This is a genomic window from Mycoplasmopsis lipofaciens ATCC 35015, from assembly GCF_000686585.1.
Classification (GTDB): Bacteria; Bacillota_I; Bacilli_A; order Mycoplasmatales; family Metamycoplasmataceae; genus Mycoplasmopsis; species Mycoplasmopsis lipofaciens.
Window position 1 is genome coordinate 1 of record NZ_JMKY01000001.1, and the last position, 15,335, is coordinate 15,335.

8 protein-coding genes, 9 tRNA genes and 1 rRNA gene are annotated in these 15,335 nt (G+C 29.4%); 16 read left to right on the top strand and 2 right to left on the bottom strand.

Annotation, left to right across the window (positions count from 1 at the left end; all coding sequences use genetic code 4):
* Nucleotides 1-2,148: ribosomal RNA gene (locus T388_RS0100005) — 23S ribosomal RNA — on the top strand; the annotation flags it as partial.
* Between the two features lie 150 nt (nt 2,149-2,298).
* Here T388_RS0100005 and T388_RS0100010 read toward each other — a convergent pair.
* Entirely contained in the window at nt 2,299-3,141 is an 843-nt protein-coding gene (locus T388_RS0100010; RefSeq protein WP_027120318.1) for a Cof-type HAD-IIB family hydrolase, read from the bottom strand.
* A 207-nt stretch (nt 3,142-3,348) separates the two neighbouring features.
* On the opposite strand from T388_RS0100010, the gene T388_RS0100015 reads away from it, so the two are divergent.
* The 11 genes from T388_RS0100015 to T388_RS03600 all read left to right on the top strand — a co-directional run bounded on the left by T388_RS0100015 (nt 3,349) and on the right by T388_RS03600 (nt 9,300).
* Nucleotides 3,349-3,425: transfer RNA gene (locus T388_RS0100015), tRNA-Pro, on the top strand.
* Nucleotides 3,426-3,502, top strand: a tRNA-Ala gene (locus T388_RS0100020).
* A gap of 3 nt (nt 3,503-3,505) precedes the next feature.
* Nucleotides 3,506-3,582 (top strand) — tRNA-Met (locus T388_RS0100025).
* 27 nt (nt 3,583-3,609) lie between these two features.
* Nucleotides 3,610-3,685, top strand: a tRNA-Ile gene (locus T388_RS0100030).
* Nucleotide 3,686: 1 nt separating this feature from the next.
* Nucleotides 3,687-3,779 (top strand) — tRNA-Ser (locus tag T388_RS0100035).
* A 56-nt stretch (nt 3,780-3,835) separates the two neighbouring features.
* Nucleotides 3,836-3,911, top strand: a tRNA-Met gene (locus T388_RS0100040).
* Nucleotides 3,912-3,915: 4 nt separating this feature from the next.
* Nucleotides 3,916-3,992: transfer RNA gene (locus T388_RS0100045), tRNA-Asp, on the top strand.
* 1 nt (nt 3,993) lies between these two features.
* Nucleotides 3,994-4,069 (top strand) — tRNA-Phe (locus T388_RS0100050).
* A 194-nt stretch (nt 4,070-4,263) separates the two neighbouring features.
* The gene (locus T388_RS0100055; protein WP_036456744.1) at nt 4,264-5,886 is read left to right on the top strand and encodes a CTP synthase; all 1,623 of its coding nucleotides are present in this window, start codon (nt 4,264-4,266) and stop codon (nt 5,884-5,886) included.
* A 1-nt stretch (nt 5,887) separates the two neighbouring features.
* Entirely contained in the window at nt 5,888-8,557 is a 2,670-nt protein-coding gene (ileS, locus tag T388_RS0100060; protein ID WP_027120320.1) for an isoleucine--tRNA ligase, read from the top strand.
* Complete coding sequence (locus tag T388_RS03600; RefSeq protein ID WP_051586168.1) at nt 8,557-9,300, top strand: signal peptidase II; 744 nt, start codon at nt 8,557-8,559, stop codon at nt 9,298-9,300. Before ileS ends, T388_RS03600 begins: the two co-directional genes overlap by 1 nt.
* Nucleotides 9,301-9,339: 39 nt before the next feature.
* Here T388_RS03600 and aspS read toward each other — a convergent pair whose 3' ends face one another.
* Nucleotides 9,340-11,043 (bottom strand): aspartate--tRNA ligase, encoded by a 1,704-nt coding sequence (gene aspS, locus T388_RS0100070; protein WP_027120321.1) that lies wholly within the window; start codon nt 11,041-11,043, stop codon nt 9,340-9,342.
* Nucleotides 11,044-11,259: 216 nt separating this feature from the next.
* Here aspS and T388_RS0100075 point away from each other — a divergent pair, with 216 nt between their 5' ends.
* The 4 genes from T388_RS0100075 (at nt 11,260) to rpmE (ending at nt 15,234) form a co-directional block, all read left to right on the top strand.
* Entirely contained in the window at nt 11,260-13,998 is a 2,739-nt protein-coding gene (locus T388_RS0100075) for a hypothetical protein (protein ID WP_027120322.1), read from the top strand.
* 92 nt (nt 13,999-14,090) lie between these two features.
* Nucleotides 14,091-14,182, top strand: a tRNA-Ser gene (locus T388_RS0100080).
* Nucleotides 14,183-14,390: 208 nt separating this feature from the next.
* A complete protein-coding gene (gene rpsD, locus T388_RS0100085; RefSeq protein WP_027120323.1) occupies nt 14,391-14,990 on the top strand; it encodes a 30S ribosomal protein S4 in 600 nt (199 codons plus the stop codon).
* Between the two features lie 22 nt (nt 14,991-15,012).
* Nucleotides 15,013-15,234: a 50S ribosomal protein L31 gene (gene rpmE / locus T388_RS0100090; RefSeq protein ID WP_027120324.1), complete on the top strand. Its 222-nt coding sequence runs from the start codon at nt 15,013-15,015 to the stop codon at nt 15,232-15,234.
* Nucleotides 15,235-15,335 lie beyond the last annotated feature (101 nt).

Below are 15,335 nucleotides of genomic sequence, written 5' to 3' on the forward strand. Positions count from 1 at the left end.
TGAGCAGGTTGAAGCTTGGCTAATCCCAAGTGGAGGACCGAACCGTAGTACGCTGAAAAGTGCCCGGATGACTTGTGAATAGCGGAGAAATTCCAATCGAACTTGGAGATAGCTGGTTCTCCTCGAAATAGCTTTAGGGCTAGCGTGTGATGTTAAACTTTGGTGGTAGAGCACTGAATATGGAATGGCCGCGCCTAGCGGTACTGACTATAATCAAACTCCGAATACCATTGTGTACTGTCATGCAGTCGGAACCGGGGTGCTAACGTCCCGGCTCGCGAGGGTAACAACCCAGATCGTCGGCTAAGGTCCCAAAATCGTGTTAAGTGAGAAAGGTTGTGAGATTTCATAAACAACTAGGAAGTTGGCTCAGAAGCAGCCATCTTTTAAAGAGTGCGTAATAGCTCACTAGTCAAGAGATCTTGCGCCAACAATTTAACGGGACTAAAACACGATACCGAAGCCACGGGTACAATTATGTACGTTAGAGGAGCGTTCTTAGGGCAATGAAGTCAGACCGTGAGGACTGGTGGAGCGCTAAGAAGTGAGAATGCCGGTATGAGTAACGATTCGTAGTGAGAATCTACGACGCCTATTGGGGAAGGTTTCCTGGGCAAGGTTCGTCCACCCAGGGTTAGTCAGGTCCTAAGGTGAGGCTGAAAAGCGTAATCGATGGACAACAGGTTAATATTCCTGTACTTTCTATATATGTGATGGAGTGACGGAGAAGGATAGTCTTACCACTTACTGGATTGTGGGGTAAACTTCAACTGGGAATTATTGGCAAATCCGTAATTCATAACCGGGAGGAGTGGCATAGCGCAAGCGAATTAGATGAGTTCACGCTTCCTAGAAAAGCTTCTAAACTTTAAATATATGGAAACCTGTACCGAGAACGGACACACGTCCCCAAGATGAGTATTCTAAGGCGAGCGAGAAAACTAGTGTTAAGGAACTCTGCAAAATGACCCCGTAAGTTCGCGAGAAGGGGCACCTATGGTAACACATAGGTCACAGTAAATTATGAGGGGCAACTGTTTATCAAAAACACAGCTCTCTGCTAAACCGCAAGGTGATGTATAGGGGGTGAAGCCTGCCCAGTGCCCGAAGGTTAAGTGGATGCGTTAGCTTATGCGAAGCGTTGAAATGAAGCCCGGGTGAACGGCGGCCGTAACTATAACGGTCCTAAGGTAGCGAAATTCCTTGTCGGCTAAATACTGACCTGCACGAAAGGCGCAATGATCTCTCAACTGTCTCAACACTAGACTCGGTGAAATTATGGTCCCAGTGAAAACGCTGGGTACCCGCATCAAGACGAAAAGACCCCATGGAGCTTTACTACAATTTCGTATTGAAATTTGGTCTAACATGTGTAGGATAGGTGGGAGACGTTGAAACTGGGACGCTAGTAACAGTGGAGTCATCCTTGAAATACCACCCTTGTTATATTGAGTTTCTAACTTGCTATCATAATCAGGTAGGAGGACAGTGCGTGATGGGTAGTTTGACTGGGGCGGTCGCCTCCTAAAGAGTAACGGAGGCGTTCAAAGGTACACTCAGTACGGTCAGAAACCGTATGTAGAGCGCAAAGGTAGAAGTGTGCTTGACTGTGAGACTTACAAGTCGAGCAGGTGCGAAAGCAGGACTTAGTGATCCGGCTGTACATTGTGGAATGGCAGTCGCTCAACGGATAAAAGTTACCCTGGGGATAACAGGCTTATCTTGCCCAAGAGATCACATCGACGGCAAGGTTTGGCACCTCGATGTCGGCTCATCGCATCCTGGAGCTGGAGTCGGTTCCAAGGGTTGGGCTGTTCGCCCATTAAAGCGGTACGCGAGCTGGGTTCAAAACGTCGTGAGACAGTTTGGTCCCTATCTGATGTGGGCGTTGGAATATTGATGAGAGCCGCTCTTAGTACGAGAGGACCGGAGTGGACGTACCACTGGTGTTCCAGTTGTTCCGCCAGGAGCATAGCTGGGTAGCTAAGTACGGAAAGGATAACCGCTGAAAGCATCTAAGTGGGAAGCCTCCTCAGAGATAAGTATTCCCTTGAGATTCCTTATAGACTATGAGGTTGATAGGTTGGAGGTGTAAGCACAGTAATGTGTTGAGCTGACCAATACTAATAAATCGAACGGTTTAAAAGTAATGTGTATTGTTAGACATTTCAATGAACCGTATATATGACATATAAATAATTACTATTCAGTTTTCAGAGAATAATTTGTGCCGAAAGGCATTTTTTTATTTTAAAAACACAAACATTATTTTTGTTTGTGTTTTTAAAATTTTATTTATTAAATAAATGATTTAAATGCTTCTTCAATTCAATTTTCATTATTAGTTTTATTACTATGAAATGTTGAATATTTTTTTGCCTTATTGCTTGAATTTGCTGGTGAATACGAGTACTTGGTAATATTAAACATACTTATATCATTGTCTGCATCTCCAAATGATATAGTTTTTTCTAAGTTAAATTTTAAGCTTTTAGATAATGCAATTATAGCATTGCCTTTAGAACATTTTGTGGAAATAATATCAAATAAATTTTTTTGAGATATTAAACCAATTGCATTTTTTAAATTATCAACCATATTTTTTAATTGAATTTTTTCATTGTCATCTTTAAAATTAATTAAAAATTTACAAACACCTTCTTCTATAAATGAATCAAGTTTTACATCTTCTTGATATTCATTTTTATTTAAAATTTCTTTATAATTTCTTTCTTTAAACAAAGCACTTTTATCTTTTCTGAAACCTAACATTTTTTTTGATGTATAAATAAAGAAGGTGTAATTATTTTCTTGTAAAAAATTAAATATTATTTTTACTTCATCTTTATCAATTGGGAAAAAATCTTTTACTTTAAAACTTTTGTTATCGTGAATAATACCACCATTAGCACATATAATCGGAGTTTTTATATTTAATTCTTCTAAATAGTTCTTCAATGTAAAAATAGGTCTACCAGTAGCTATAATAACTCTTTTGTTTAATTTATGTAATTTGTTTATAAAATCAATGTTTTCTCTTATTAGATATTTTTGATCATTTAATAATGTTCCATCCATATCAAAAACAAATGTTTCCAGTTTGTCAAATATTTCTTTTGTAATTTTTGATTTTGAATTCATAGATGATTTCCTTTCAAATATAGTAATTAAATTATAAAAAAATAAATAAAATATAAAGAAATAAAAATCAATTTTACCAATATATCTAAAAAATAGTTTTTTAAGCAACAAAATAATAGTAAAAATATTTATTAAATAATGATTTTATTTATAATACATTATGCTATAATTATTATTGCCTTTATACAAGTAAAGGATTGAAAATCAGGAGAAGTAGCTCAGCTTGGCAGAGCGCTACGTTTGGGACGTAGTGGTCGCAGGTTCAAATCCTGTCTTCTTCACCAGGGGGATTAGCTCATTTGGCTAGAGCACCTGCCTTGCACGCAGGGGGTGGTGGGTTCGAATCCCATATCCTCCACCATTTGGCGTTGTAGCTCAGTTGGTTAGAGCATCCGGTTCATACCCGGAAGGTCATGAGTTCGACTCTCATCGACGCTACCATATTTGGAAACAAATCTAACTGTTTAAGGACCTATAGCTCAACGGTTAGAGCAACCGGCTCATAACCGGTTGGCTACTGGTTCGAATCCAGTTAGGTCCACCATGGGTGATTACCCAAGCCTGGCTGAAGGGACTAGTCTTGAAAACTAGCAGGGGCTTCACGGCCCGCGGGGGTTCAAATCCCTCATCACCCGCCATTTGTTCCTAATTACAACTAGGAACACCCAAAAATAAAATTCAAAATGTAACATCTCGCGGAGTGGAGAAGTCGGTATCTCGCAGGGCTCATAACCCTGAGGTCGTTGGTTCGAGTCCAACCTCCGCCACCAATATGGTCCAGTGGTAAAGTGGTTTAATACGCCTCCCTGTCACGGAGGAGATCGCGGGTTCAATTCCCGTCTGGACCGCCATGGCTCTGTAGCTCAGTAGGTAGAGCAACGGATTGAAGCTCCGTGTGTCGCTGGTTCGATTCCTGCCGGAGCCACCATATCATTTTGAAAATGTACTTCGTTTATACGAAGTTTTTTTATTTTCTATTTTTTTCATTTAATATAAAAATAAGTGTTTTTTGTCATTTTTTAACAGCACTATAAATAAAGAATAATGGTTTTTTTGAAAAAATAGTATTATTTTATAATATTATTAATATAAATATTAATAATAATTAAGTTAGGAGATATAATGACAAAATTTATTGTAACAACTGGAGGAGTGCTTTCAGGTTTAGGTAAGGGAGTAACTTCTGCAAGTATAGGTAATTTACTAAAGGCTCAAGGTTTTAGTGTTTTTGCTTTAAAATTAGATCCTTATTTAAATATTGATCCTGGAGTAATGTCACCCATTGAACATGGAGAAGTTTATGTTACTGCAGATGGTGGTGAAACGGATTTAGATTTGGGTCATTATGAAAGATTTATAGATGTTTCCTTATCAAAAGAAAGCAATTATACAAGCGGTAGAATTTATACTAAGATATTTGAAAAAGAAAGAAATGGTGAATATGGTGGTAAAACTGTTCAAATAGTACCACATGTTATAAATGAAATAATTACAATAATTGAAAATATTGCCAAAACTAAGCAACCTGATTTTGTATTAATTGAAATTGGAGGAACTGTTGGTGACATTGAAAGTAGTCCATATATTTATGCAATGAGTAAATTTGCAAGTTTGTATCCTAATTTAGTTTTATTTGCTCATTTGGCTTTTATTCCATATTTAACAGCTTCGCATGAATACAAATCTAAACCATCACAAGTTTCAATTGCTTCTTTAAGAAGTTTTGGAATTAATCCTAATTTATTATTATTAAGATCTCAAGGTGAAATAGACAATAAAATAATAGATAAAGTTGCAGAATCAAGTTTTTTAGATTCATCACAAGTTATTAATATTCCTGACAAGGCAAATATTTATTCAATTCCACTTTATTTAAAGGAACAAGGAATTTTAGAAATTATTTATAAACATTTTGGAATTACAAAAAAAGTAGACGATTCTAAGTTTCTTCAATGAGAATTATTTGTTAAGAAGTATTTGGCAAAGAAAAAATATAAAATAAAATTATTATTGGTAGGTAAATATACTGACTTAGAAGATGCATATCTTTCAATAATTTCATCCCTTAAAATTTCATCTGTTCATCAAAATGTAGAATTGGAATATGATTTAATTAATGCGGATGATATAACTCAAAAAAATATTAACTTTCAATTGAAAAAATATGATGGCGTAATGATTTTGCCTGGATTTGGCAGAAGAGGTTTTGAAGCGAAAGTTATGGTAGCTAGCTATTGCCGTGATAAAAAAATACCAACGTTGGGAATTTGTTTAGGTTTTCAAGCAATGGTGGTTGAGCAAGCTAGAAGAATGGGTTATGTTAATGCAAATAGCAAGGAGTTTGACAATCAAACCAATTCTCAAACATTTGTTCTAACTCCATTTTATGAAAATGGTGAAAAACAACCAATAGGTGGAACATTACGTTTAGGTGAGGACAAAATTAAAACTAAAAGAAAAACATTAGCTAATAAAATTTATGGAAATGATATATTTTATGAACGTCATAGACATAGATATGAAGTAAATCATGATTTCTTAAATAAATTGCAAACAAATGATTTTATATTTAGTGGTTATAAACCTGATGAAAATGTAGCTGAAATATGTGAAGTAAAAAATCATCCATTTTTTTTAGGTGTTCAATACCATCCTGAATTCACAACAAGAGTTTTAACATCAAATAAATTATTTGATTCATATTTAAAATCAATTATTAAAAATAATAATAAGAAGGAGAATTAATATGGCAGAAATAGATTATAAAAAAACGTTAAATATGCCCAAAACAAATTTTGAAATGAGAGCAAATTTAATTAAAAAAGAACCATTATTTAGACAGCAATGATTGGATAAAGATATATATAACAAGGTTTTAGATAAAAATAAAAATAATCCTAAATTTATTTTGCATGATGGTCCACCATATGCTAATGGAAATTTGCACATTGGACATGCTTTAAACAAAATTCTTAAAGATATTATTGTTCGTTACAAATCAATGAGAGGATATTATTCACCATATGTTCCAGGTTGAGATACTCATGGTCTCCCAATTGAACATAAAATGCTTAAGGATGCAAATTTGAATTATAAAACTCTTGCACCATTAGAATTAAGAAAAAAAGCTGGACAATATGCATTAGAACAAGTTCACAAACAAGCAGAGCAATTTAAAAAAATGCAAATGCTTAGTGATTTTAAAAAATATTACATTACAATGGAACCGGGATTTGTAGCTAGCCAATTAAAATTATTTAAAAAAATGGTATTTAATGGACTTATATATAAAGGCTTAAAGCCTGTTTATTGATCTCCATCTAGTCAATCAGCTCTTGCGGAAGCAGAAGTTGAATACAAAGATGTTGAATCTCCTTCTATTTTTGTATCTTTCAAAATAGTCGATAACTTAAAAAGTCAAAAAATTTTAAATGGTGATTATTTAATTATTTGGACAACAACACCATGAACATTAATTGCTAATTCTGGTGTTGCAGTTGGAGAAAAATTTAAATATTCAAGAATTGAATATAATAATAAATTTTTTATAATTGCTGAGGAACTTGTTACAAAAGTTACAGAACAATTAGGTTGAAAAAATTATAAAATAGTTTCAGTATTCAATAGTAGCGAATTAGTAAATTGTACTTATCTATCACCTATTAATAACAATAAATGTCCAATTGTTTATGGACATCATGTTACTTTAGAATCAGGTTCAGGTTTAGTTCATATGGCACCTTTATTTGGAGAAGACGATTTTCAAATTGGAATAAAACATTCTTTAAAAATGATTATGCATATTAAAGATGATGGTGTAATCAATGAAGATGGTGGTAAATATTCAGGTCAATTTTATGAAAAAGCAAATAAACAAATAATTGAAGATTTAAAAGAAACTAAAACCTTACTATATGATGGAAAAATTAAACACTCATATCCACATGATTGAAGAACACATAAACCAATCTTATATAGAGGAACTCCTCAATGATTTGTGTCTATAGATAAAATAAGAGAACAAATATTAAGTGAGTTAGAAAAAGTTAATACATATCCAGATTGAGCTAAAAAAAGATTATTAAATATGATAAAAGATCGTAATGATTGAACTATCAGTCGTCAAAGAACGTGAGGAGTTCCTTTAATTATTTTTTATGATAAAAATAATAAACCAGTATTAAAAGAAGATATTTTTGATCATGTTATAAATTTAATTGAACTTAATGGTGCTAATATTTGATGAGAAAAAGAGGCAGATGATTTATTACCTAAAAAATATCGTAATTTAGGGTATACAAAAGAAATGGATATAATGGATGTTTGATTTGATTCAGGTTCTACTTCTTTAGCAGTTGAAATTGAACCTAATTTAAAACCTCCTTATGATTTATATTTAGAAGGAAGCGATCAATTTAGAGGTTGATTTAACTCTTCATTAATTAATTCTGTTGCTTATTTTGGTGTTTCTCCATATAAAAATTTGCTTAGTCACGGTTTTGTTTTAGATGCAAAAGGCGAAAAAATGTCAAAAAGCAAAGGAAATGTTGTTGATCCTTTAAAAATTATTAACAAGTATGGTGCAGATATTTTACGTTTATGAGCAGCTAATAGTGAATATACAAATGACATTTCTATAAGCGACAACATTTTGAATCAAAATAGTGAAATTTATAGAAAAATAAGAAATACTATTAAATTTTTATTAGGTAATTTAAATGATTTTGTTTATGATCCATCAGTTGAAAGAACTGGTGTTCATGCATATATTAAGGCTGAATTAGAAAAAATTAAAAAGAATGTTCTAAAAGCATATGATGAATTTAGATTTTTAAGTGTTGTTAAAATTTTAAATAATTATGTTATTGATTTATCTAGTTTTTATTTGAATATAACTAAAGATATTTTATATGTTGATGTTATTAATAGTTCTGAACGTATTATGACATTGACTAATATTTATGAAATAGTAGAATTTATAATTACAGCAATTGCTCCTATATTGCCAACTACTGCAGAAGACGCATATTTTCATTTTAATAAGATGGATAAAAAAGAATCTGTTCATTTAGAGGATATTAAAACTTATGAGGAAGTTGACGATAATATTTTTGAACAATGGAAAGAATTTTTCGAACTACGTGATGAAGTTAATATTTTATTAGAACAAGCTATTAAAGAAGGAAAAATTAAAAGAACGAATGAGGCTAAATTGACATTAAATACAAAAAGTAATTTTATTAAGTCATTAGATTTACGTCAATTATTTATGGTTGGTCTTATCGAATTTGGTTCAAAAACAGAGGTAGATGTTTTTGATTCAGTTAAATGTGCACGTTGTTGAAATCATTTTTTTGCATCACAAATAAAAGATGAAGTTTGTCCTTTATGTCATAAGGTGGTTTATAAAAAATAATGAGTAGAGAAGTTAATGGTTTATCTCCTAATAGAGGGTTTTGAGGAAAAATTGATTTAATAAAGCAAACAATATCTCAAAAAATTAAACAAAATCCTTCAGATTTATTTGTAAAATACGCAATTTTATTGAGTGTATGTATTGTTTTATTACTTATTGATCAACTTACAAAAACGTTTATTTTTGAAGTTTCGCCTTTTAATTCAGCAAAAGGTGCATGAGAATTGGATCCAAGTAAGACTATTAATTATGGTTTCATTGGATTTCGTAGCGTCTATCATTATGGAGTTACGATTATTCCTTTTAAAACAAAATCAGTAATTGTATTTATTCAAATTATAAGTGTAATTATTATGTTAGCTATTTTAGTTGTGCCATTATTTACAGATAATTTATTTGTATTAATTGTTATTGGTTTTATATTGGCTGGTGATATGGGCAATATGCTAGATCGTTTTATTTTTGAAGGAAAAGTAAAAGATATTATATGAACGCCTTTTATTGAAAGATGAAGAGGAAGAGTTTTAGGTACATATAATTTTGCAGATACATATATAATTACAGCTTGTATTCTAATAGCTTTAAATTTAATTTATTCCATTTTTGTTGAAAAAGATGAAAAGAAAAAATTAATAAATAACAAAGAAATGAAACTTCATTTTATTCAAAATCAAAAAAATAATTTTATGATAAGAAAGTTTAAAAAAATAGCTAGAAGTAAATGAAAAGAATTTAAAAAATAAAAGCTTACATTCGTTTAAAAGGAGTAAGCTTTTATTTTTTTATTTTTCATTTATTTTTAAATGTAATTCATTTAATTGTTCTTTAATGACTTCATTGGGTGCTCCAGTAAATACATCTTGACTTTTTGCGTTTTTTGGAAAAGCAATAACATCTCTAATTGTTTTTACATTAGTTAAAATCATCATCAATCTATCAAGTCCTAAACCTATTCCACAATGCGGTGGAACACCATATTCAAGAGATTCTAAAAATCATCCGAACATATTTTTTTGAGTATTTTTGTCCATTCCTATTAACTCAAACATTTTTTGTTGGGTTTTTTGATCGAAAATTCTTGCAGAACCCGAACCTAATTCAAAACCATTTAATACTAAATCATATGATTTGGCCTTAATATCTTTTAATTCCATTTTATCTAATTCATCTATTTTATGGTCAAATTGAGTAAAAGGGTGATGTGCTGCTTGTCATCTATTTTCTTCTTCAATATATTCAAACATAGGTCAGTCAGTAATTCATGATAAATTAAATTCATTTCTTGCATAATTAAACAATTCATTTAATTCAACTCTTACAGCTCCTAATGCTTGTGAGGCGTTTTCATACGTGTTGGCAACAATGAAGTAGGTACCATTTTTATTATTGTTATTATTAACTAATTCTTTTATACTTTCAGGCACTTTTTTTGCAAAATTAGTGTGAATAATTTGTTCATTTTCATAAACAAAATAAAATAAGATATTTGCCTTATTTTTTTTAGCAATTTCTTCTAAATGTTTAAAATCTTTTTTAGTTATAAGCGTATCTACAAATAACATTCTTTTGCAATTTGCCTTATTTATAATGTCGAAATTTTCATTAGAACAAAAATAAGGAATAGTTTTAATTGTATAATCAAACCTTAAATCTGGTTTATCTGTTCCATATTTTTCTAAAGCATCAAAATATTTTATTCTTTTAAAAGGTACTTTAATTTCAATATTAATTGTTTTAAATATGTGAACAAATAATTGTTCAATGTATTTTTGAAAATCTTCTACATTTAAAAATGATGTTTCTATATCTAATTGTGTAAATTCGGGTTGTCTATCTTTTCTGCTATCTTCATCTCTAAAACAACGTGCAAATTGGTAATATTTTTCAAATCCAGAAATCATTAAAACTTGTTTAAATAGTTGTGGACTTTGGGGAAGTGCTCAAAATTCATTTTTTTTACGTGTAGGAACCAAAAAATCTCTTGCACCTTCAGGCGTGCTTTTTGCAAGCATAGGAGTTTCGATATCAATAAATTCATTTTTATGCATAAATTCACGAATAGCAAACATAATTTTATCTTTTAGTATTATGTTATTCATCATTTTTTTTCTTCTTAAATCTAAAAATCTGTATTTCATTCTTAAATCTTCATTTACAACTATATCATCTCTAATTTGAAATGGTAATTCTTCTTTAGATTCAGAAAAAATAGTGTAATTAGAAACCATTATTTCAATTTCTCCAGTTTCAATATTTGGATTGCTTTGTTTTCTAAGAATAACTTCGCCTGTGATTTCAATAACACTTTCTTTGCTAATATTAATATCCTTTTTAAAAACGCATTGTGTAATTCCATATCTATCTCTAAGATCTATAAATGTTAATTCACCAAATCTTCTTTTATTAGCAACAAAACCATGTAGTGTTACTATTTTTCCAACATCATTTTTTCTAAGTTGATTATTTTTTATATATTTTGATTTCATTTTATACCTTCAGTCTATTGTTGATTAATTTTCTAAGTAATATTGCATATAAAATATATTTTATCATTTAAAAATGATATAAAAATAACATTTTCCACTTTCTAATTTACAAAATTTATCATTTGATATATAATGTTTTTATCCAAGATAGACACAATTGTGCTTGGTACATATAAGATAATTTTTTAAAATAATAAATGTAGAAAGATTTTTACTATGAAAATAAAAAAACTTATTATACCTTTTGCAGGTATATCAATTTTAAGTGTTGCTTTTGCTTCTGCTGCATGTGCAACTTCAAAAAACCCTAAATTAATAAAAGCTAAAAGTGACTTAAAATCTAAAATTAATGAATATTTAGATATGAATGTACAATGAAATTCTAGTGATTTAGAAACAATGTTTAATAATGCTTTAGAAGATGCAAACAAGGTTTGAAAAAATCCAAATGCCACATCTGAACAATTAACAAAAGCTTTACAAGATTTACAAAATAAATATGCCAAAATTGTTTCTGATAATAAAGTTTTAGAATTACAGTCTTATAGTTTACAAGCAAATTATTTAGGTTATGGTTACTTTCCTTCATATATTCACGAAAATTTAAAAAATAAATCTAATAATGAATTAGTTGAATTTATCAATAAATTTACTTCTCCTGAACCTACTAATAAGATTACATATGATTCTAATATTAACTATGAATTTAATGAAGAAAAATCAGAATTTAATGATAAGAAACAAGGAACTAAAAAAGTTATTTGTAAAGTAGCTATTGACCAAACTCAAGATGGTAAAACTAAAACTTATTATTATGTAATTAATGATTTAAGCAAAAATAATACATATGATTCCACTCAACACGAATTTTCTGATCTTGCAAAACAAGTATTTTGAAATGGAACATTAATAATTCAAGGTATTGCATTATCTGACAAAGCTAAAAATATTAGCTCGGATGATTTAGCAGCTAAAATTCGTTCAGAAGATACATTTGAAAAACAATTAAATTTATTAAACGAATATGTGGATATAGAATATACATTAGATAATGATAAGTACAATTATATCGTTTCTAATGATACTCATGCTCATCCTCATGAAATTCATTATGTGTTTGGTCGTCAAAATAAAAAAACTGGAGAAATTGAATGAATTTCACAAGTTATAAAAGGTATTGGTGATAATAACGAATTGTATTCAGATGATCATGCTAATGGCTGAAATGATCAAATTTCTAGACAATATGGAACATTACTATTCAAACCCGAATTAACCGCAGCAGGAAAATCAATAACTAGTGTTGATTTTCTAAAATTAGGTAGACAAAAAGCAGAAGAAGTAAATAATGATACTGCTCAATTATTAGAGTTTATGAAGCGTTATATGGTTATAGAGGGTGAATTAGATGAATCAAAATATACAATTCAATTTGATTTTAATAAATCACATGATCATGGAATTACCAATGTGCATTTCTACTTAAGAGTTTTAGATTTAAATACAAATCAAACACAGTATGTATCATTCGGAATTAATGGTTGAGCAACAGATTTTGTAATTGATGGAGTGGCTTTTCAAAAATATGCTGGTGCATTAAAAGCTAAAGAATCCAGTCCGAATTTTATTAATGATATTGGGCAATTTACAAAACCTTATACTATAATCCATGAAATGGAGCAAAAAAATACTTTTGTAGAACAATTTGAAGTTCTTAAGAAATATGTATATACTGAAGGCGAATTTGATTATCAAAATAAAGACTATTCATTTGATTTTGCCAAAATGAAAGAAGCATTAGAAAATCGCAATTATTATTTATCTTTTGAATTAGATAAAAATAATATTATTGCTAATGATTTAAAAGGAACATTAACTATACCTATTATTCAAACTAATAATGTAACAGGCGAAATCAAAACTGAAAATATTGTTTTTGAAGGATTTGGTGATGGTACTAATAATCTTTGAATAAAAACATTTTTTAATAATGAATTCGAAATAAACACTCTTTTAAAAGGCGATGTTTTTGACAACGCTCAAGAAGCTTTAGATAACCTAAAAGAAAAAACTAATTTCAAAGATCAATTGGATTATATAAATAGTAAATATTTATTAACATATAGAAATGATTATGATTTTAATTCATTTGGATATACCCTTAATTTAGATGAAAATTATGATTATTCATTTGATTTAGAAAACTCAATGGCTAATGTTTCAAATGGTTCATTAACATTAAATTTGGTTAAAACTTCTAAAAATGATGCTAATGAAAAAACAATTAAAAATATAACTCTTATTGGATTTAATAAAAATGAAGAAAATAAAGAATTAGGAAATGTTAATTTTATATTTGATAATTATTTACGTTATCTACCTTATGCAGAAAATAATGACACTAGAAAAAAATTAGCATCAACAATTGCTAATATGCTTAAACAACCAGATATTAATATAGACAATTTTTATGATATTTTACATGATGAAAAACTTACGGTTATTTCAAAATTTAGATTATTACAAGAAAATTTTGGAGAAAGAGAATATTTAAATTTGTTTATCGATGTAACAGATAAACAAAGTGGTAAAAAAAGTACTCAAAAAGTTTTAGTAAAAAATGTTGGAAAATATACTAAAATAGGTGATTACGTATTTAATAATTTAAGTAGTTCTAGTTCATGATGAACAGATTTATTAGATATCAAAAACACAATTAATTCCTTATCACCGGCTGAACGAGCTAAAGAATTCTTTAAAATGATTAAAAATGATGGTGCATTAGTTCCAGGATATGATGAAGATAAAGGTAATTTTATATATGAATTTGAAACTCCATTTTTAATTGCAAATGTTTCTCTATATACAAAGGGTAGTTTTAAATTTGTAATAAAAGTAACAAGTAAAACTGATCCTTCAGATACAAAATCTATTTTAGTATCTAGATCTATTTAATAATTTAGTATGAAAACAAAAAACCAAAGTCATTAGACAAGGTTTTTTGTTTTTTTAAATTCAAAAAATTGCTATAATAAGCATTGCTAAATGGAACAGTACTCAAGTCGGTCGAAGAGGCGGTCCTGCTAAGACTGTAGGGGTAGCAATACCCGCGGAGGTTCGAATCCTCTCTGTTCCGCCATTTTTTTATACTTTTTTGTCAAAAAGATGTTTCTATAAAAATACTTTTAATATATAATTGAAAGGCATATTACAGCAGTTGTTCATATGCAGAATAAATAATGTTTCGTATTGAGTTGATAGTAGATTTGCTGCAAAATTGAAATCATTAGAACTTTATTGTTTTGTATAGAGATCAACCCTTTTGATGTTTTATGCAGAAAGAGGAAATTATGAGATATAGAGGTCCTGTATTTAAGAAATCACGTCGTTATGGTTTCTCAATTTTAGAAACAGGTAAAGAATTTGCTAAAGGCAAAAAACGTACTTATGCTCCAGGTCAACATGGTAATAAACGTGTTAAATTATCTGACTATGGTCAACACTTATATGAAAAACAAAAAGTTAAATTTATTTATGGACTTAACGAAAAACAAATGCGTAAAGCTTATGAACAAGCTATCAAAGTTAAAGGTGTTGCAGGTACTAACTTATTACAATTATTAGAAAGTCGTTTAGATAATGTTATTTATCGTGCTGGTTTTGCAAATACTAGAAGACAAGCAAGACAATTGGTAAGTCATAGTCATTTTACACTTAATGGTCATAAAGCTAATATTCCATCAATGATTGTTAAGCCTGGTGATAAAATTGTTTTAAAAGAAAAATCACGTAAAAATGTTCAAATAGTAGCTAATATGTCAGATATTAAAGCTGCTGCTTGATTAACATTAAAAGATTTTGAATTGACTTTTGATAGAATGCCTGAAAGAAATGAAATCCATCCAAATGTAAAAGAAAACTTTATTGTTGAATTTTACTCAAAATAATAGTTAAAGAAGGAAATATATTATGAAAAAAAATATTCACCCACAATATAACACAGTTGAAACAACATGTTCAACATGTGGTAAAAAATTTACATTTGGTACAACTAAAAAATCTATTTCAGTTGATGTTTGTTCAGGATGTCATGTAGTTTATACTGGTGACAGAACAAAAACAAAAGCAACAGGTATGGTTGATAAATTTAATCAACGTCTTGCAAAAGCACAAAAAAATTTAAAAAAATAATTCAAATTTAAAATTCTCTTTTTAAAGGAGAATTTTTTTAGCACTTTTACGAATAAATAAATTTTTAAAAATATTTTTCTTAAATAAAAATACTATAAAAA